Here is an 18,500-nt window from a genome sequence, read left to right as displayed (position 1 = left end):
GTGCATCAAGCCCACCCTCGCGGTGGGCTTTTCGTTTTGCGGCCTGCTCATTCGCTACGGTGATGGATGCCCATTACCCACGCACGGTTCCAGCTCCGGTGGTCGAGCGCTATGCTCATGCCATGGCGGTTAGCCCCGCTGCAGGGTGCACTTGCAGCCACACAGGGAGGAACAACCATGAAAAGCCTCGTCGACCACCTGAGCCAATACGCGGCCTACCACCGCGACCCGCGCAATATCGCCACCCACTTCATCGGCATCCCGTTGATCGTGCTGGCGGTGACCATCCTGCTTTCACGCCCCGGCTGGAACCTGGCCGGCATCTGGCTCTCCCCCGCGCTGCTCGTGGCCGCCGCATCGGTGTGGTTCTACCTGCGCCTGGACTTGCGTTTCGGGCTGGTCATGGGTGCGCTGCTGGGGTCGTGCCTGTGGGTCGGCCAACTGCTGGCCATACAGGCCACCGGGCTATGGTTGAGCGCCGGGCTGGGGGCGTTCGTGGTGGGCTGGATCATCCAGTTCGTCGGGCATTATTACGAAGGCCGCAAACCGGCGTTCGTCGACGATATCAGCGGGCTGATCATCGGCCCGCTGTTCGTGGTGGCGGAGCTGGCGTTCATGCTCGGGCTGTGTCCGGCGCTCAAGCGCGCAGTGGAAGCCAAAGCCGGCCCGGTGGCGGTGCGGCAGAAGAAGGCCGCGGCCTGACTCGAGTCATCCCGCCGCCTTCGGCGGTGGGCAAGCGGGCACCGGCATTCGGTACCGGCCCACCCGGCCCCTGGTGCGTTCAGTGGTCATGGTGCAGGTAAGCGGCCTGTTTCGGCAGGCGCAGGCTGAACAGGAAGGCCACCGCCATCATGGCGGTCACGTACCAGTAGAACGTGTTCTCCAGGCCCAGGGTCTTCAAGCCCAAGGCCACGTATTCGGCCGAACCGCCGAATACGGCGTTGGCCACGGCATAGGCCAGGCCCACGCCCAAGGCACGCACCTGCGCCGGGAACATCTCGGCCTTCACCAAGCCGCTGATCGAGGTGTAGAAACTCACGATGCACAGCGCCAGGGTCACCAGCACGAACGCCAGGAACGGGCTGGTCACGGTTTTCAGCGCCATCAGCAACGGTACGGTGAACAGCGTGCCCAGGCCGCCGAACAGCAGCATGGAATTGCGCCGCCCAATGCGGTCGGACAGCATGCCGAACAGCGGCTGCAGGATCATGAACAGGAACAGGGCCCCCGTCATCACGTAGCTGGCGCTCTTGGCCTGCATGCCGGCCGTGTTGACCAGGAACTTCTGCATGTAGGTGGTGAAGGTATAGAAGATCAACGAACCGCCCGCGGTGTAGCCCAGCACGGTGATGAAGGCTGCAGCATGGTTGCGCAACAGCCCACCGATGGTACCGGCCTCTTTGTCCTGGCGGGTTTCAGCGCTGCTGGTCTCTTTCAGCGAGCGGCGCAGCATGAGCGAGATCAAGGCGGCGACGGCGCCCACCACGAAGGGAATCCGCCAACCATAGGCCCGCAACTCCTCCTCGGTCAGCAGTTGCTGCAGGATCACCACCACCAGCACCGCCAGCAACTGGCCACCGATCAGCGTGACGTACTGGAACGAGGCGAAGAAGCCGCGCTGGCCACGCAAGGCCACCTCGCTCATGTAGGTGGCGGTGGTGCCGTATTCACCGCCCACCGACAGGCCCTGGATCAGCCGCGCCAGCAACAACAGGGCCGGGGCCCAGGCGCCGATGCTGGAGTAGGTCGGCAGGCAGGCGATGATCAGCGAGCCACCGCACATCATCAGCACCGAAATCATCAAGGAGTTCTTGCGGCCATGGCGGTCCGCCAGGCGACCGAAGATCCAGCCGCCGATCGGACGCATCAAGAAGCCTGCGGCGAACACGCCGGCAGTATTGAGCAACTGCACGGTGGGGTTGTCGGAGGGAAAGAAAGCCGGGGCGAAGTAGATGGCGCAGAAGGCGTAGACGTAGAAGTCGAACCATTCCACCAGATTGCCCGACGAAGCCCCGACGATGGCGAAGATGCGTTTGCTGCGTTCTTCGCCTGTGTAATAGGTTGAAGTCATGAGGTACTCACTCCAAGAAGGTCCCTGCCTAGTCTAGACACACTCAGTAACAATCTCGTTCCACTGCACGCCCCAAGGAGCGGCCTTGTGCCGCTCCTACACGGGTTAGCCGTCATAGGCGCTCGATCGCCAGGGCCAACCCCTGCCCTACCCCTACGCACATGGTCGCCAGGCCCTTGCGCCCGCCGCACTTTTCCAGTTGGTGCAACGCCGTCAGCACCAGCCGCGCGCCGCTCATGCCCAAGGGGTGCCCCAAAGCGATGGCGCCACCATTGGGATTGACCTGCGGCGCGTCGTCCGCGATGCCCAGCTCACGCAACACCGCCAAGCCCTGGCTGGCGAACGCTTCGTTGAGCTCGATGACATCGAATTCACCCACCGCGATCCCCAGCCGCTCGCTCAGCTTGCGCACCGCTGGCACCGGACCGATGCCCATCACCCGCGGCGCTACCCCGCTGCTGGCCATGCCCAGCACCCGCGCACGCGGGGTCAGGCCATGCGCGTGCACCGCCTCGGTCGAGGCCAGGATCAGCGCTGCGGCGCCATCGTTGACCCCCGAGGCGTTGCCGGCAGTGACGGTCTTCTCCGGGCCGTTGACCGGTTTGAGTCGTGCCAGCGTCTGCAGGGTGGTTTCCGGACGCAAATGCTCATCCTGTTCGACCAGGCGTTCACCCTTCTTGTGGACAATACGCACCGGCACGATCTCTTCGGCAAAGTAACCCGCGGCCTGGGCAGCCGCGGCCTTCTGCTGGCTTCGCAGGGCGAAGGCGTCCTGGTCGGCGCGCGAGATCTGGAAATCGTTGGCCACGTTGTCGGCAGTCTCAGGCATCGAGTCCACGCCGTACTCGGCCTTCATCAATGGATTGACGAAGCGCCAGCCGATGGTGGTGTCCTCGAGCTTCATGCTGCGCGAATAGGCGCTCTCGGCCTTGCCCATTACGAAGGGTGCGCGGGACATGGATTCGACCCCACCGGCAATCGCCAGCTCCATCTCGCCGCTGGCAATGGCGCGAAACGCGGTACCGATGGCATCCATGCCCGAGGCACACAGGCGGTTCAGGGTCACGCCCGGCACGCTTTGCGGCAGGCCGGCCAACAGCAGCGCCATGCGTGCCACGTTGCGGTTGTCCTCGCCAGCCTGGTTGGCGCAGCCAAGAAACACCTCGTCCAACTGGGCCCAGTCGACCTGGGGGTTACGCGCCATGAGCGCCTTGAGCGGCACCGCCGCCAAGTCATCGGCACGCACGCTGGCCAAAGCTCCGCCGAAGCGGCCGATCGGGGTGCGGATGGCATCGCAGATGAATACGTCACGCATCAGGCTTCTCCTACTGTCTGGCCATGGGCGACGGCGGTGCGGGCCTCCAGCTCGCGCAGGGCGCCCAGCTCGATTTCGCTGGGTGCAGCGGTGGTCTGCACACGGTCGGCGAAGCGAATCGGCCAGCCGGTGGCAGCGACGATCTGCTCGCGGGTCACGCCCGGGTGGATCGATGTGACCAAGAACTCATGGGTACCGGCTTCCGGTTCCATGATGCACAGGTCGGTGATGATGCCCACCGGCCCCTCGCCTGGCAGGCCCAGGCGTTGACGCGAATCGCCGCCCTCACCGTGGCCGACCGAGGTGATGAAATCGAGCTTTTCGACGAAGGCACGCGTCGACTGCTTGAGGATGATCAGCACCTGCTTGGCCGAGCCTGCAATCTCCGGGGCACCCCCGGCACCCGGCAGGCGGGTCCTGGGGGCCTGGTAGTCACCCACCACGGTGGTGTTGATGTTGCCGAAGCGGTCGACCTGGGCAGCACCGAGGAAGCCCACGTCGATCCGCCCACCCTGCAGCCAGTAGCGGAAGATCTCGGCGGTGGGCACCACGGTGTCGGCGGTTTCCGCCAGCTCACCATCCCCGATGGACAGCGGCAGCACGCTGGGCTTGGCGCCGATCGGGCCGGACTCATAGATCAGCACCACATCGGGCGACGAGGTCAGGCGCGCCAGGTTGGCGGCCTTGGACGGCAAGCCGATGCCGACGAAGCAGACTGCCCCGTTGCGCAGCCGACGGGCCGCGGCGACCGTCATCATTTCGGACGTGGAATAGCTCATTGCGCAGCCTCCGCGGTGCTGGCCAGCTTGGCCTTGAATGCGTTGAAGTCGGCAGTGCCTCGGATATAGGTGTCGATCCAGGCGGTGAACGACTCACGGTCGCGGGCGATCGGGTCCCAGACCTGGTAGAAGCGGTTGTCTCGCTCGTAATAGCCATGCGCATAGGATGGATGAGCGCCACCAGGTACGAGGCACACCGCACTCAAGGCCCAGGTTGGCAAGACGCAGGCGTTCATCGAGGCCTGCAGGTCGTCGACGATTTCCTCGACGGTGACGATGCAGCGCCTGGCCGCCAACGCCGCCTCCTTTTGCACGCCGAGGATGCCCCATAGCAGCACGTTACCCTTGCGGTCAGCCTTCTGCGCGTGGATCACGGTGACGTCGGGGCGCACCGACGGCACCGCCGCGAGCACCTCGCCGGTGAATGGGCAGGTGACGCTCTTGATCAGTGGGTTGACCTTCGGCAGGTCGGAGCCTGCGTAGGCACGCAGCACCGCGAAGGGCAGGCCTGAGGCACCCGCGACGTAGGCATTGGCCAGGTCGGCGTGGCTGTGCTCCTCGATTGCGATCGCGTGGGGCCAGTGCTTTTCCACCGCGTCACGCAAGCGATGCAGGGAACCGACCCCCGGGTTGCCGCCCCAGGAGAAGATCAGCTTGCGCGCACAACCGGCACCGATCAGCTGGTCGTAGATCAGGTCCGGGGTCATGCGCACCAAGGTGAGGTCCTGCTTGCCCTGGCGGATGATCTCGTGGCCCGCGGCAGTCGGGATCAGGTGGGTGAAACCTTCGAGGGCGACCGTGTCGCCATCCTGGATGAATTGCTTCACCGCGTCGTGAAGGGAAAGGATTGCTGCCATTGGAGACTCCTGGTCAGGACGAGCCGGTCAGTGAGCAGCGGGCAAGAGCATCGCTGCGATGCGCTCAGATTAAGGAGGCTCGCAGGAGGCTTACAATCCGATAATCGAACTTTCGTTCGATTATCGAACTAAAAATTTGAGACGCAAACGTAGCTGCGGTAACCCTAGCCAAACAGTTGATGGCATAGGTCCCGACTGGCTGCCAACAGGATCGGCAGGAATCGCTGCTCCAGTTCGCTACGGGTCACCCTCCCCACGTGCGTGCTGACGTTCAGCGCCGCCAGCACCTGCCCCGAGGCGTCATAGATCGGCACGGCAATCGAACGCAAACCTTGCTCCAGTTCCTGATCGACCACGCACCAGCCCTGGGCACGCACCTGCTGGATGCAGGCGAACAGCGAATCCGGATCATGCAGGGTGCGACTGGTACGGGCCTTGAGGTCGGCACGCTCCAGGTACTCCCAAAGGCTCGCATCGTCCAGCGCCGCCAACAGGATCCGCCCCATGGACGTGCAATAGGCCGGCAAGCGACCGCCGACCGACAAGTCGACCGAAATCAGGCGCTCCACGGTGGCCGAGCGGGCGATATAGAGAATGTCGTCGCCTTCGAGGGTCGCCATGTTGGCCGCTTCGTGCAGTTGGTCGCTGATGCGGTCCAGATACGGCTGCGCGGACACCGCCAACGGGGTCGACGACAGGTAGGCATGCCCCAGGGTCAGCACCTTGGGCAACAAGGAATAGGTACGCCCATCGGTGGTTGCGTACCCCAGCTTCATCAGCGTGTGCAAGCAACGGCGCACCGCCGCCCGGGGGATCTCGGTCCGGTGGCTGATCTGGGCGATGGTCAGGTGGCGCTTACGCTCCTGGAACGCCTGGATGACGGCCAACCCCCGGGCCAGGGAGGTCATGAAGTCCGGGTCACCGGTAAAGGCCTGGATGCGCTTGGCCGGCGACGCCACGATCGGCGGTGCCAGCGCGGGCGCCGCAGGGCGCGCCGGTTCCGGGTTGGTGGTGTCCTGGATGTCTTCGCTCATGGCTACCTCAAAAAAATCGCTCGCTTTGTGCGATTATCGAACCAACGGCCGATAATCGCAATTGACCGCTGACACGTTTGCTTATACCTTTCTCCTGCCACATGTGGCTTCTTTGGAGAGACTGGTCAGGTACCCACCGTAGAAGTCCCCAGGCAACGGCCTCGCTAACCCGAGGCCGTTTTTCCTTTTGTTGCTCTTTGTAAGAACTTTCGAAACCCTCGAGCCTCAAACTTTCAAGGCCTACGCAATTGTGAAACACGCCGAGCTTGAATTGTGCAGCGCTTGGTGTTGTCGCCTAAAGTAGGTAGCCATCGACTTGCTGGTTGCTATAATCGAACCCGCTGGCCCGGACATTCGGCATGGCCCTCATCCGGCACCTCCATCGAGTTCCCCGCCAGCAAAGCCGCGTGCAGGGCCAAGGCCTGAATCACTTTCCAGGTGCCCTGTTCCGTATTGAATATTGTCGCTACGACAACCTGTTCGCACTGGCGGCGTAGCCGTATGCATAACTTTGCATGACGAAGGCCAGCGCAAAATTTCAAATTTTATTCGGGTATGACTGTGACGAAAGAAGAACTGCGCGCGGAACTCGAGCGCCAGGCTGAACGTTACAAGGATGTTTATGGTGGTGAAGTCACCACTTATGCCGCACAACCGGAACCGGAGCGCAAACCTTGGCGCAAGCGTGCCACGGTCCAGGACCAGGCCTTCGCCCAGGAACTGGAAAAAATGGAAAAGGAACTGCGCAGCGAAGACGGCTGACCCAACGCACTCATGACACCGTGCATGCCTCACCCTTGGGCAAGGCCGGCGTAGGCTTTTTTACCGAAAAGCCAGGAACGAAACGGAATCACACAAATTTAATACAAGCGTTTGAATCATTCAGCGCGTGCAGAATTTGCGATTTTTCCATTCGCTTCGCAGGATTTAGCTGCTTTTAGCCACTGAAATCCTGCAGCGACTCGCCTTGCGTTGCGCTTCGTGGCAGTCGGCAGGGTCGTCATCGGTTCGTCGCGGGGGCATCGACTGCCAAGGTTTTCTGGCATAATCGCGCCCCCCTATGACCGCCAGACAACCTTCATGATCGAATTATTCAGCGGACTGGATGCGTGGGTGCTGGTGAGCTTGCTGCTCGCTCTGACCTTCGTGCTCGCATTCGAGTTCATCAATGGCTTTCATGACACCGCCAACGCGGTAGCCACTGTCATCTATACCAAAGCCATGCCGCCGCACCTGGCCGTGTTCTTCTCCGGCGTGTTCAACTTCCTCGGGGTTCTGCTGGGCGGTGTCGGGGTGGCCTATGCCATCGTCCACCTGCTGCCGGTCGAGCTGCTGATCAATGTGAACACCGGCCACGGCCTGGCCATGGTCTTCTCGTTGCTGGCCGCGGCCATCACCTGGAACCTGGGCACCTGGTACTTCGGTATCCCGGCGTCCAGCTCCCACACCCTGATCGGCTCGATCCTCGGCGTGGGGCTGGCCAACGCGCTGCTCAACGACATCCCGCTGGGCGATGGCGTCAACTGGCAGAAGGCGATCGACATCGCCCTGTCGCTGGTGGTCTCGCCGATGGCCGGCTTCGCCGTCGCAGCCTTGGTGCTGATCGGCCTGAAGTGGTGGCGTCCGCTGTCGAAGATGCACAAGACCCCCGAGCAGCGTCGCAAGCTCGATGACAAGAAGCACCCGCCCTTCTGGAACCGCCTGGTACTGGTGATCTCTGCCATGGGCGTGAGCTTCGTGCACGGTTCCAACGATGGCCAGAAAGGCATCGGCCTGATCATGCTGGTGCTGATCGGCATCGTCCCGGCGAAGTTCGTCCTCGACCTGAACAGCACCACCTACCAGATCGAGCGCACCCGCGACGCCACCTTGCACATGAGCCAGTTCTACGAGCGCAACGCAGCCACCCTGGGCGAGTTCCTGGCGCTGGGCAAAGCCAAGTCGACCGACCTGCCCGAGCAGTTCAGCTGCAATCCACAGCAGACCGAGCCGACCATCGCGGCCCTGCAATCGTCGCTCAAGGGCGTGACCGACTACCGCGACCTGAGCGCCGAGAAGCGTGTCGAAGTGCGTCGCTACCTGCTCTGCCTGGACGATACCGCGAAAAAGGTTGGCAAGCTGCCGGGCCTGGAAAGCCGTGAAAAGGCTGACTTGGAAAAACTGCGCAAAGACCTGACCGCCACCACCGAATACGCCCCGTTCTGGGTGATCGTGGCCGTCGCCCTGGCCCTGGGCCTGGGCACCATGGTCGGCTGGAAGCGCGTGGTCCTGACCGTTGGCGAGAAGATCGGCAAGCAAGGCATGACCTACGCCCAGGGCATGTCGGCCCAGATCACCGCAGCCTGCGCCATTGGCATGGCCAATATCTTCAGCCTGCCGGTGTCGACCACCCACGTATTGTCGTCGGGCGTGGCAGGCACCATGGTCGCCAACAAGAGCGGCCTGCAAGGCGGCACGGTGAAAACCATCCTGCTGGCTTGGGTACTGACCCTGCCAGCTTCGATGAGCCTGGCCGCCGGCCTGTTCTGGCTGGCCTCCAAGGCGATCAGCTGAGCGATACCGCTGTAGTGGAAAAGGCGCCCTTCGAGGCGCCTTTTTCGTTCCTGCTCACATCCGTGACGCAGCCATCGCGGAACAAGCCCGCCCCCACAGGGCCCTGCTCGCTACCTTCGCTTGCCCCCCAGCAACGACCCCATCAAGCCCCGCACCAATTGCCGGCCGAGCTGATTGGCCGCCTGACGTACCGCCGACTTGATGGCCTGCCCCGCGGCACTCTGCAGGAACTCGCCGGCCTTGTCGGCAAAGCTTTCCTCGTCAGCCTGGGGCTGCGGTGCCGGCTCCACCGGCTCGCCCTTGCGTGCCGTGAGCATTTCATAGGCCGACTCCCGGTCGATCGGCTTGTCATAGCGCCCAGCCAAAGGTGACCCCGCAATCAAGGCGCTACGCTCGCCCTCAGTCAACGGGCCGATCCTCGACTGCGGCGGGGCGACCAGCACCCGCTGGACCATTTCCGGCGTGCCCTTGTCCTGCAAGGTGCCCACCAACGCCTCGCCGATCCCTAGCTCAGTGAGCACGCTGAGCGCATCGAATGCCGGGTTCGGCCGAAAGCCATCGGCCACTGCCCGCAGCGACTTCTGCTCCTTGGCGGTAAAGGCGCGCAGCCCATGCTGGATACGCAAGCCCAACTGCGCCAATACCGCATCCGGTAGGTCTCCCGGCGACTGGGTGACGAAATACACGCCCACGCCCTTGGAGCGGATCAGCCGCACGACCTGTTCCAGACGATCCTGCAGCGCTTTCGGCGTGCCATTGAACAGCAGATGGGCTTCGTCGAAGAACAACGCCAGCACCGGCTTGTCGGCATCGCCACGCTCGGGCAGCTGTTCGAACAATTCGGCCAGCAGCCACAGCAGGAAGGTCGCGTATACCTTGGGCGCTTCATGCACCAGGCGGCTGGCATCGAGCAGGTGGATGCGCCCGCGGCCATCACCGTCCTGGCGCAGCAGGTCTTCCAACTGCAAGGCCGGCTCGCCGAACAATGCCTCGGCCCCCTGCTGTTCCAGGGTCGAGAGGCGGCGCAGCAAGGCCTGGGTGGAGCCGGTGGTCATCAGCGCGGCATCGTCACCCAGCAGTTGCGGGTTGTCCTTCAGGTGCCCGAGCAGGGCCTTGAGGTCCTTGAGGTCGAGCAACAGCAGCCCTTCGCGGTCTGCCACCTTGAACGCCGCGTACAGCGCCGCCTGCTGGCTGTCGGTCAGCTCCAGCAGGTTACCCAGCAGCAAGGGCCCCATTTCGCTGAGGGTGGTGCGCAACGGGTGGCCCGACTGGCCGGCGACATCCCACAGGGTGACGGGGTAGGCCTGGGGTTTATGGCCCAGCCAGGGCATGCCGGCAATACGCTCGGCCACCTTGCCTTGTGGCGCACCCGCCGCCCCCAAGCCACACAGGTCGCCCTTCACGTCGGCGGCGAACACCGCCACGCCGGCGTCGCTGAAGGCCTCGGCCAGGTGCTGCAGGGTCACGGTCTTGCCCGTCCCCGTGGCACCGGCCACCAAGCCGTGGCGGTTGGCCAGGCGCATGGCCTGGCCTACGGGCTGGCCATCCATGCCCGCCCCTACAACGATTTGCGAAGAATCCGACATCTTCTTTCATCCTCTATTCAAGCTTTGCCGCGTTACGGCCGATACCCCTGGGTGATGTTTCACCTCGAAAGACAGGAACAACCCGAAAAGGACCTGCGGGCATTGTTGCACTGTTTTCAAGCTGTCTTCGTGCGAACGACCCGATAAAAACCTTAGCGGACCACGCCATGAACAAAAGCCTTCGTTTCAGCCACAAGATACTCTTGGCGGCCTCATTGATCGTGATAGTCGCCTTCAGCCTGTTCACGCTCTATAACGATTACCTCCAGCGTAATGCGATTCGCGACGACCTGGAGAGTTATCTGGCTGAAATGGGCGAGTCGACATCGACCAATATTCGCAACTTGTTCGACGGCCGTATCAAGTTGGTCGAGAACCTGGCACAGAACATCGCACAGAATCCCGCCAATGCCGAAACTTTCATGGGTCAACCGGCCCTGCTGTCGAGTTTCCTCACCGTCTACCTGGGCAAGGTGGACGGCGGCTTCAGCGTCCGCCCGGACTCGAAGATGCCTGATGGCTACGACCCACGAGTGCGCCCCTGGTACAAGGACGGCATGAACGCCAGCGGCGCGATGCTGACCGAGCCTTACATCGACCTGACCACCAACAAGATGGTCATCGGCATCCTCAGCAAGGTTTCGGCCAGCGTCGGCGTGGTCGGTGGCGACCTGGCCCTCGATGGTCTGGTGGAGATCATCAACTCGCTGAACTTCGGCGGCATGGGCTATGCCTTCCTGGTCAACGACCAGGGCAAGATCCTGGTGCACCCGGACAAGGAGCTGGTGATGAAGTCGCTGGCCGACCTGTTCCCCCAAGGCACCCCGACGCTCTCCGGCGAGCTGACCGAGGTCCAGGCCAATGGCCAGGCCCGCTTGCTGACCTTCACGCCGATCAAGGGCCTGCCTTCGGCCAACTGGTACATCGGCCTGTCGGTGGACAAGGACAAAGCCTTCTCCATGCTCAGCACCTTCCGCACCTCGGCAATCATCGCCACCCTCGTGGCGGTGGTCATCATCATCGCTTTGCTGGGCCTGCTGATCCGTGTGCTGATGCAACCGCTGCATACGATGACCCGCGCCATGGAAGACATCGCCGAGGGCGAAGGCGACCTGACCAAGCGCCTGCAGATCCACCAGCACGATGAGTTCGGCATCCTCGGCACGGCGTTCAATCGTTTCGTGGAGCGCATCCATGGCTCGATCCGCGAAGTATCCTCGGCCACCGAGCAGGTCAATGAAGTAGCCCTGCGGGTGATCAGCGCCTCCAACTCGTCGATGGCCAACTCCGACGAGCAGTCCAACCGCACCAGCAGCGTCGCCGCCGCCATCAACGAACTGGGCGCCGCCGCCCAGGAAATCGCCGGCAATGCGGCCCAGGCCTCTCAGCACGCGACCTCCGCGCGGCTGCTGGCAGAGGAAGGCCAACAAGTGGTGGAACGCAACATCGAGGCAATGAACCGTCTTTCGGACCTGATCGTGACCTCCAGCGCGCACATCGAGACGCTCAATCACAAGACCGTTAACATCGGCCAGATCCTCGAGGTGATCACCAGCATCTCCCAGCAGACCAACCTGCTGGCACTCAATGCCGCCATCGAAGCTGCCCGCGCCGGGGAAGCCGGCCGTGGCTTCGCCGTGGTCGCCGACGAAGTACGCAACCTCGCCCACCGCACCCAGGAATCGGCCCAGCAGGTGCAAGCCATGATCGAGGAACTGCAAGTAGGCGCCCGCGAATCGGTGGAAACCATGAGCCAGAGCCAGCGCCACAGCCAGGACAGCATGGAGATCGCCAACCAGGCCGGCGAACGCCTGGACAGCGTGACCGTGCGCATCGGCGAGATCGACGGCATGAACCAGTCGGTGGCCACTGCCACCGAGGAACAGACCGCCGTGGTCGACTCGATCAACATGGACATCAACGAGATCAACATGCTCAACCAGGAAGGCGTCGAGAACCTGCAGGCCACCCTGCGCGCCTGTGCCGACCTGGAGCAGCAGGCCAGCCGACTCAAGCACCTGGTCGGCAGCTTCCGCATTTGATTCACCGCTCTCCTCCTGTAGGAGCGGCCTCGTGCCGCGAAAGGGCTGCAAGGCAGCCCCAGGATCCCAAGCCCAAGTCTGGTCCCGACCGCTGTCGGTGATCGGCTCGAGACCCACGGGGCGCTTTGCGCCCCTTTCGCGGCACCAGGCCGCTCCGCACTCAAGGCGCCCGCCCGCCTGCCCTGCCCGGCTCGAACCCCGATCGAACAAACTATCCTTAAGGAAGGTCAACCTTTAGGCGTGTCATCACGGCCATTACCGCCAGATGACAGACCCGAAGACGATCCCGGAGGGATGCTGATCGTGCACATCGCTGACATCACCATGTTCTACGCCCCGGCCAGCGGAGGCGTACGTACCTATCTTGATGCCAAACATCGCCGACTCGACGCCAGGCCAGGCGTGCGTCACAGCCTCTTGATCCCCGGCGCCAGCGCCAGCCATGCCAACGGCATCTACCAGGTGCCGGCACCGCCCTTGCCCTTCGGCAACGGCTACCGTTTCCCGGTACGCCTGGCTCCCTGGTGCAATGTGCTGCGGCGCCTGCAGCCGGACCTGATCGAAGTCGGCGACCCCTACCTCACCGCCTGGGCCGCCCTCGAGGCGCGACGCAAGCTTGACGTCCCGGTGATTGGTTTCTACCACTCCGACCTGCCGCTGCTGGTCAGCAACCGCATGGGCAATTGGTTCACGCCCAATGTCGAGGCCTATGTCAGCAAGCTCTACGGCAACTTCGACCGGGTCCTGGCGCCCAGCCAGGTGATGGCCGACAAACTGTGCCGGCTCGGGGTCAAGGATGTGCATGTGCAACGCCTGGGCGTGGACCTGGCCACCTTCAACCCCGAACACCGCGACCCTCACCTGCGTGCCGAGCTCGGCATCCCCGACACCACTCGCCTGCTGGTGTTCGCCGGCCGCGGCTCGCGGGAGAAGAACCTGCCGGTGCTGCTCGACTGCATGACCCGCCTGGGCCGTCACTACCACTTGCTGCTGGTCGGCTCCAACATGCCCGCCAACGTACCGGGCAATGTCAGCGTCATCGACCACTTCTGCCCGCCCCAGGAGGTCGCCCGGTTGTTCGCCAGCGCTGACCTGCTGGTGCATGCCGGGGACCAGGAAACCTTCGGCCTGGTCATCCTCGAGGCCATGGCCAGCGCCACGCCGGTGGTAGCGGTGCATGCCGGTGCCTTCGGCGAGATCATCACCGACCAGTGCGGGCGCCTGTGCACGCCCAACGACGGCCAGGCCATGGCCACCGCGGTGCGGGAAATCTTCGAAGCTGGCGTGCGGCGTCTCGGCGCCCAGGCCCGCCGCCACGTGGAGCAGCACTACGCCTGGGACAAGGTGGTCGATGGCTTGCTCGCCCACTACCAGGCCGTGCTGGGCCATCAGCCGCAGGTGTGTGCCCATGGTTGAAGCGCCCGCCACGCCACGCAGCCTGATGCTGGTGCTGCACGACGTCGCGCCCGAGACCTGGCCCGACTACCAGCCCTTCGTCCAGGCCGTGGACCAGCTCGGTGGGGTGCCCATGACCTGGCTGGTGGTACCGGACTTTCACCACCGCAATGCGTTGGCGCGCTCACCGACCTTCTGCCGGCTGCTCGAACGACGCCTGGCACAGGGGGACGAACTGGCCCTGCATGGCTACTTCCACACCGACGACGCTCCGGCACCACGCAGCCCCGGCGAGTTCTTCATGCGCAGGGTCTATACCCACGAAGGCGAGTTCTATGGGCTGGACGAAGCCGATGCCTTGCTGCGCCTGGAGGCCGGGCTGGAAGTGTTCCATCGCCATGCCTGGCCTGTGGCCGGCTTCGTCGCCCCAGCCTGGCTGATGAGCGAAGGCACGCGCCAGGCCCTGCGCCGTCTACCGCTGCGCTATACCAGCACACCACGGCACCTCTACCGACTGCCGGAATTCACCGCCATCGACGCCCCCGGCCTGGTGTGGAGCGCCCGCAGCGCCTGGCGCCGTGGGCTGTCACGGATGGTCTGCGATTGGCAATGCCGGCGTTGGCGCGAAGCCGACACCCTGCGCCTGGGGCTGCACCCGGTGGACATGCGCCATCGATCCTCCCGTGACTATTGGCTGCGCACCTTGCACACATTGCTCGAGCAAGGCCGCCAACCGCTGACCAAGTCTGCCTGGTTGGCGCGCCAGGCTGTCGCATGAGCCGCTTCGGCTGGCTGGGGCTGGCGCTGCTGGTGGCAGTGCTGGTCCCGGCCATGCTGGGCGGCGGTGACCTGCTGCCACGCCTGAAATCCTTCGCCCCTGGGCTGATGGCGATACTGCTGGGCATGATTCTGGTGTGCTGGATGATCAATGCCCTGCGCCTGCGCCTACTGCTCGGCCAGCAGGGCACCAGGCTCGGCCGGGTCCGCAGCCTGGGCGTGATCATGGCCACCGAATTCGCTATCTGCACCACCCCGGGCGGCAGTGGCGGGCCGCTGACGCTCATGGCGTTGCTGGCCCGCGAGCGTATCGGCCCGGCGCGCAGCGGCGCCGTGTTCGCCATGGACCAGCTCAATGACTTGGTGTTTTTCTTCTGTGCCATGCTGGCCATTGCCGGCTACGCCCTGTTCCACAGCCTGGGGCACACCCAGGAAAGCATGCTGTTGGGCAGCGCCTTGCTGCTGTGCTCGGCACTGGCAGGGATCGTCGCGCTGCTGCGCTATCGCCGCGCGGTGATGCGTTTCAACGGGCGATTGTTGTATCGGTTGGGCATGTCATGCCGGCGCCGGCGACGCTGGGCGCGCAAGCTGCTGCGGTTCGTGCATGCCCTGACGGATACCTGGCGCCTGCCCAAGCGCACCCTGGCCCTGGTCTTCACCCTGACCTGCGCCCACTGGAGCCTGCGCTACAGTGTGCTGTACCTGGTATTGCGAGGTTTGGGCGTGGAGTTGTCGTGGATCCCCAGTTTCCTGGTGCAGATCCTTTCGCTCAGTGCAGGGCAGTTCAGCCTGCTGCCCGGCGGAGCGGGTGCAGCCGAACTGACCTCGGCCAGCCTGCTCGCGCCCCTGGTGGGCAGTTCGACGGCCGCCGCAGCGATCCTGATCTGGCGCGCGGTGACCTACTACTTCTATTTGATCGCGGGCGGGCCGGTGTTCGTCTGCCTGTTGGCGCGCCCATTGCTGGAGCGCTGGCGTCGTCAGACGCGCTGAGCGCCATGGGCCGCTTTGCAGCCCGCACCGACAAGATTTCGCGACCCGAGCCGCAGCGATGGCGATCAGTCGAACACTACGGTCTTGTTGCCATGCACCAGCACGCGGTCTTCCAGGTGATAGCGCAGGCCGCGGGCCAGCACCATCTTTTCCACGTCACGGCCGAACCGCACCATGTCCTCGATGCTGTCGGCATGGCTCACACGCACCACGTCCTGCTCGATGATGGGGCCTGCGTCCAGCTCCTCGGTGACGTAGTGGCAGGTGGCGCCGATCAGCTTCACGCCACGCAGGGCCGCCTGGTGGTAAGGCTTGGCACCGACGAAGGACGGCAGGAAGCTGTGGTGGATGTTGATCACCTTTTCAGCGTATTCCTGGCACAGCTGCGGAGGCAGGATTTGCATGTAGCGGGCCAGTACCACGACGTCGGCACCGTGCTCCTCGACCAGACGCGACACTTCGGCGAATGCCGGTTGCTTGTCTTTCGGGTCCACCGGGACATGGAAGAATGGAATGCCGTGCCACTCGACCATGCTGCGCAGGTCATTGTGGTTGGAGATCACGCATGGGATGTCGCAATCGAGCTCATCGGTGTGCCAGCGATGCAGCAGGTCGGCCAGGCAGTGGGACTCACGGCTGGCCATCAGGACAACGCGCTTCTTCTGGGCCGAATCGGTGATTCGCCACGTCATGGAGAACTCTTCGGCGATCGGCGCGAACGCCTCGCGGAAGGCCTCGATGCCAAAGGGCAGGGATTCGGCGCGGATCTCATGGCGCATGAAGAACCAACCACTCTGCTCATCGGAGTGGTGGCTGGCTTCGTTGATCCAGCCGTTGTACAAGGCCAGGAAATTACTGACTTTCGCCACGATGCCGACACGGTCGGGGCAGGCAATCACCAGTCGATAGGTGCGCATGAAGGAGACTCCGGAAACTTCGCAAAGGCGCACATTCTAGCGGCCCGCCGGAAAAAACGCAGTATCGATTGCCCCGCCCCTTGGATGCCCTGTCGCCTGTACCCCCGGCAAACGCTGTCGTGGGCAATATCTGTAGGAAAGGATGAATTTGCCAGCCGATATGTAAAAATTTCTTAACCCAATGCCTGCTTTGTCGCACAACAATTAACAGTTCATTGTCTTTTTAATTGTTTACTTGCGAGTTTGGCCTGTCTATTATTGCCCCGAACTGTTATCCCTCGAACATGCTACTCAAGGAACACTCCATGTCCCTGATCAACGAATACCGCGCCACCGAAGAAGCCATCAAGGAACTTCAGGCCCGCCTGGCCAACCTGTCTCAAGATGACAAGCTGAAGAAAGAGCTGGAATTCGAAGGCAAACTGCGCGCGCTGATGGGTGAATACTCCAAGTCCCTGCGCGACGTGATCGCCCTGTTGGATCCAGAGTCCAAGCTGAGCAAAGCACCGCGCGGTGCCGTCAAGGCCACCGGCACCAAACGTGCCCGTAAGGTCAAGCAATACAAGAACCCGCACAACGGTGAAGTGATCGAAACCAAAGGCGGCAACCACAAGACCCTGAAAGAGTGGAAAGCCAAGTGGGGCGGCGATGTGGTTGAAAGCTGGGCAACCCTGTTGGATTAAATGGTTGCCTGTGCAATACCCATGAAAAACGCCGGCCTATTGCCGGCGTTTTTTATGGGCTCGACGCTACACCTGATACTGCGCTTTCAATTGCTGGACATAGGCTCGCCATGCGTCCAGCACTTGTCGCCCTGCATCGTCAGCCGTACTCCAGACGCTCTGGCACGCCTGTTCGAAGTCACCCAACGTATTCGGCGCGCCCAAGCGCGGGTCACTCAAGCGCTGCTGGCAGAACCGATGCCAACGTTGCTGTTCTTCTACAGTCAAGGTGTCGGTAAAGTTCCTGGCACGGTAACGGAACAACAATTCCGGCATTCGCGGGTCGTCGAACATCCAATGCCCCTGCCCCAATTGACGAGGGTCAAGGCTACGGACCTGTTCGCATAATCGACGATCCCGATCGCCCAGGAAACCGTCATACAGTTGCTGCTCCGGATCTTCGCTGGGGGCAAACTCATCGCCTGTGTAAATAGCGTCCAGCTTGTCCTGCCAAAGGTGTTGCTGATTGGCCAAATGTTCGCCGCGCTGTTGCAGGAGGGCCATATCCAGCCCCAGCCTTTGCTGGTCGGCAGGCCGTAATACCGACAACGGAGCGAGGACCGGACAACGGTTGATCTGCACCAACTTCAGAGGAACAGGTAATTGTCCATCAGACAATTCGTCACGCCGGGTATACAAACATTTTCGTAATGTTTCGGCACTGTCCTGCAACAGCGGCGCGCTGTCCAGGTGCAGGTCACATACAATCAACGCATTGCGATTACGTGGATGCCAGGCCAACGGCAATACGACCCCCAGGTAACTACGCTCCGCCGAAAAACGCCCCGACACATGCACCAGGGGCTGTAGGAGGCGAATGTGTTCCATGACCTTGTGTTTGCTACGCAGGTTGAACAGCCAGTCATATAAGCGGGGTTGTTTTTCACGAATCAGGCGCGCCAGGGCGATGGTTGCCCGCACGTCGGAAAGCGCCTCGTGCGCCTGCCCATGGTCGATACCGTTGGCCTTGCTGAGCAGTTCCAGGCGCAGGCTGGTGCGCCCGTCCTGTTGCGGCCAGACGATGCCCTCCGGGCGCAACGCATAGGCGGTGCGCACCACATCGATCAAGTCCCAGCGGCTGTTGCCGCCCTGCCATTCGCGTGCATACGGGTCGAAGAAATTACGATAGAGGCTGTAGCGGGTGACCTCGTCGTCGAAACGCAAGGTGTTGTAGCCGGCACCGCAGGTACCGGGGCGTGCCAGTTGCTCATGCACGCGGGTCATGAATTCGGCTTCGCCCAGGCCGTTGGCGGCCAGCTGCGCGGGCGTGATGCCCGTCACCAGGCATGCCGCCGGGTGCGGCAGGATATCGTCACTGGGCCGGCAATACAGGTTGAAGGGCGCTTCGATCTCGTTGAGCTCGAGGTCGGTGCGCACGCCGGCGACCTGCAGCGGGCGGTCGCAACGGGGGTTGATGCCGGTGGTTTCGTAGTCGTGCCAGAAAATGCTGGAGCTCACGGGG

16 protein-coding genes and 1 pseudogene are annotated in these 18,500 nt (G+C 63.1%); 9 read left to right on the top strand and 8 right to left on the bottom strand.

Features of this window, described 5'->3' with window-relative positions:
- The first annotated feature begins 177 nt into the window (after positions 1-177).
- Positions 178-702 (top strand): DUF962 domain-containing protein, encoded by a 525-nt coding sequence (locus K8374_RS04580; protein ID WP_224458086.1) that lies wholly within the window; start codon positions 178-180, stop codon positions 700-702.
- A 79-nt stretch (positions 703-781) separates the two neighbouring features.
- Here the strand turns inward: K8374_RS04580 and K8374_RS04575 are convergent, their stop codons facing one another.
- The 5 genes from K8374_RS04575 to pcaR all read right to left on the bottom strand — a co-directional run bounded on the left by K8374_RS04575 (position 782) and on the right by pcaR (position 6,056).
- Positions 782-2,071 carry an MFS family transporter gene (locus tag K8374_RS04575; protein ID WP_224458085.1) on the bottom strand — a complete coding sequence of 430 codons (1,290 nt, stop codon included), beginning with the start codon at positions 2,069-2,071 and terminating at the stop codon, positions 782-784.
- A 112-nt stretch (positions 2,072-2,183) separates the two neighbouring features.
- Positions 2,184-3,389 carry a 3-oxoadipyl-CoA thiolase gene (pcaF, locus tag K8374_RS04570; protein ID WP_224459271.1) on the bottom strand — a complete coding sequence of 402 codons (1,206 nt, stop codon included), beginning with the start codon at positions 3,387-3,389 and terminating at the stop codon, positions 2,184-2,186.
- Entirely contained in the window at positions 3,386-4,165 is a 780-nt protein-coding gene (locus K8374_RS04565) for a CoA-transferase subunit beta (RefSeq protein WP_224458084.1), read from the bottom strand. Before K8374_RS04565 ends, pcaF begins: the two co-directional genes overlap by 4 nt.
- Positions 4,162-5,022, bottom strand: coding sequence for a CoA transferase subunit A (locus K8374_RS04560; RefSeq protein ID WP_224458083.1), 861 nt, complete (start codon positions 5,020-5,022; stop codon positions 4,162-4,164). Before K8374_RS04560 ends, K8374_RS04565 begins: the two co-directional genes overlap by 4 nt.
- A gap of 164 nt (positions 5,023-5,186) precedes the next feature.
- Entirely contained in the window at positions 5,187-6,056 is an 870-nt protein-coding gene (pcaR, locus tag K8374_RS04555; RefSeq protein ID WP_224458082.1) for a pca regulon transcriptional regulator PcaR, read from the bottom strand.
- Positions 6,057-6,617: 561 nt separating this feature from the next.
- On the opposite strand from pcaR, the gene K8374_RS04550 reads away from it, so the two are divergent.
- Together K8374_RS04550 and K8374_RS04545 are read left to right on the top strand one after the other, a co-directional pair.
- Complete coding sequence (locus tag K8374_RS04550) at positions 6,618-6,818, top strand: hypothetical protein (RefSeq protein WP_224458081.1); 201 nt, start codon at positions 6,618-6,620, stop codon at positions 6,816-6,818.
- Between the two features lie 318 nt (positions 6,819-7,136).
- Entirely contained in the window at positions 7,137-8,609 is a 1,473-nt protein-coding gene (locus K8374_RS04545) for an inorganic phosphate transporter (protein ID WP_224458080.1), read from the top strand.
- Positions 8,610-8,719: 110 nt separating this feature from the next.
- On the opposite strand, the gene K8374_RS04540 is transcribed toward K8374_RS04545, so the two are convergent.
- A complete protein-coding gene (locus K8374_RS04540) occupies positions 8,720-10,195 on the bottom strand; it encodes a helicase HerA-like domain-containing protein (protein WP_224458079.1) in 1,476 nt (491 codons plus the stop codon).
- 167 nt (positions 10,196-10,362) lie between these two features.
- Here K8374_RS04540 and K8374_RS26390 point away from each other — a divergent pair.
- The 5 genes and pseudogenes from K8374_RS26390 to K8374_RS04520 all read left to right on the top strand — a co-directional run.
- Positions 10,363-11,331, top strand: a pseudogene (locus tag K8374_RS26390) (cache domain-containing protein); the annotation flags it as partial.
- A gap of 141 nt (positions 11,332-11,472) precedes the next feature.
- The gene (locus K8374_RS26385; RefSeq protein WP_411969628.1) at positions 11,473-12,237 is read left to right on the top strand and encodes a methyl-accepting chemotaxis protein; all 765 of its coding nucleotides are present in this window, start codon (positions 11,473-11,475) and stop codon (positions 12,235-12,237) included.
- Between the two features lie 294 nt (positions 12,238-12,531).
- The gene (locus K8374_RS04530; RefSeq protein ID WP_224458077.1) at positions 12,532-13,653 is read left to right on the top strand and encodes a glycosyltransferase family 4 protein; all 1,122 of its coding nucleotides are present in this window, start codon (positions 12,532-12,534) and stop codon (positions 13,651-13,653) included.
- The gene (locus K8374_RS04525) at positions 13,646-14,410 is read left to right on the top strand and encodes a DUF2334 domain-containing protein (RefSeq protein ID WP_224458076.1); all 765 of its coding nucleotides are present in this window, start codon (positions 13,646-13,648) and stop codon (positions 14,408-14,410) included. The genes K8374_RS04530 and K8374_RS04525 overlap by 8 nt, the downstream gene beginning before the upstream one ends.
- On the top strand, positions 14,407-15,399 hold the full coding sequence (locus K8374_RS04520; protein WP_224458075.1) for a lysylphosphatidylglycerol synthase transmembrane domain-containing protein: 993 nt from the start codon (positions 14,407-14,409) through the stop codon (positions 15,397-15,399). The genes K8374_RS04525 and K8374_RS04520 overlap by 4 nt, the downstream gene beginning before the upstream one ends.
- A 65-nt stretch (positions 15,400-15,464) precedes the next feature.
- On the opposite strand, the gene purU is transcribed toward K8374_RS04520, so the two are convergent.
- Positions 15,465-16,316, bottom strand: a complete 852-nt coding sequence (purU, locus tag K8374_RS04515) for a formyltetrahydrofolate deformylase (protein ID WP_084855846.1) — start codon at positions 16,314-16,316, stop codon at positions 15,465-15,467.
- 305 nt (positions 16,317-16,621) lie between these two features.
- Between purU and mvaT the strand changes: the two genes are divergently transcribed.
- Entirely contained in the window at positions 16,622-16,999 is a 378-nt protein-coding gene (gene mvaT, locus K8374_RS04510; protein WP_084855845.1) for a histone-like nucleoid-structuring protein MvaT, read from the top strand.
- A 66-nt stretch (positions 17,000-17,065) separates the two neighbouring features.
- Here mvaT and sbcB read toward each other — a convergent pair whose 3' ends face one another.
- On the bottom strand, positions 17,066-18,496 hold the full coding sequence (gene sbcB / locus K8374_RS04505; protein WP_224458074.1) for an exodeoxyribonuclease I: 1,431 nt from the start codon (positions 18,494-18,496) through the stop codon (positions 17,066-17,068).
- Positions 18,497-18,500: the final 4 nt, after the last annotated feature.

The sequence above is a fragment of the Pseudomonas sp. p1(2021b) genome (assembly GCF_020151015.1).
Lineage (GTDB): Bacteria > Pseudomonadota > Gammaproteobacteria > Pseudomonadales > Pseudomonadaceae > Aquipseudomonas > Aquipseudomonas putida_K.
This window is presented reverse-complemented; position numbering and strand designations above follow the sequence as displayed.

Bases quoted from the DNA above. Each gene is read 5' to 3' on its own strand.
- K8374_RS04580 (WP_224458086.1), top strand. From the start codon at position 178: ATGAAAAGCCTCGTCGACCACCTGAGCCAATACGCGGCCTACCACCGC.
- K8374_RS04575 (WP_224458085.1), bottom strand. From the start codon at position 2,071: ATGACTTCAACCTATTACACAGGCGAAGAACGCAGCAAACGCATCTTC.
- K8374_RS04565 (WP_224458084.1), bottom strand. From the start codon at position 4,165: ATGAGCTATTCCACGTCCGAAATGATGACGGTCGCCGCGGCCCGTCGG.
- K8374_RS04560 (WP_224458083.1), bottom strand. From the start codon at position 5,022: ATGGCAGCAATCCTTTCCCTTCACGACGCGGTGAAGCAATTCATCCAG.
- pcaR (WP_224458082.1), bottom strand. From the start codon at position 6,056: ATGAGCGAAGACATCCAGGACACCACCAACCCGGAACCGGCGCGCCCT.
- K8374_RS04545 (WP_224458080.1), top strand. From the start codon at position 7,137: ATGATCGAATTATTCAGCGGACTGGATGCGTGGGTGCTGGTGAGCTTG.
- K8374_RS04540 (WP_224458079.1), bottom strand. From the start codon at position 10,195: ATGTCGGATTCTTCGCAAATCGTTGTAGGGGCGGGCATGGATGGCCAG.
- K8374_RS26385 (WP_411969628.1), top strand. From the start codon at position 11,473: ATGGCCAACTCCGACGAGCAGTCCAACCGCACCAGCAGCGTCGCCGCC.
- K8374_RS04530 (WP_224458077.1), top strand. From the start codon at position 12,532: ATGCTGATCGTGCACATCGCTGACATCACCATGTTCTACGCCCCGGCC.
- K8374_RS04525 (WP_224458076.1), top strand. From the start codon at position 13,646: ATGGTTGAAGCGCCCGCCACGCCACGCAGCCTGATGCTGGTGCTGCAC.
- K8374_RS04520 (WP_224458075.1), top strand. From the start codon at position 14,407: ATGAGCCGCTTCGGCTGGCTGGGGCTGGCGCTGCTGGTGGCAGTGCTG.
- purU (WP_084855846.1), bottom strand. From the start codon at position 16,316: ATGCGCACCTATCGACTGGTGATTGCCTGCCCCGACCGTGTCGGCATC.
- mvaT (WP_084855845.1), top strand. From the start codon at position 16,622: ATGTCCCTGATCAACGAATACCGCGCCACCGAAGAAGCCATCAAGGAA.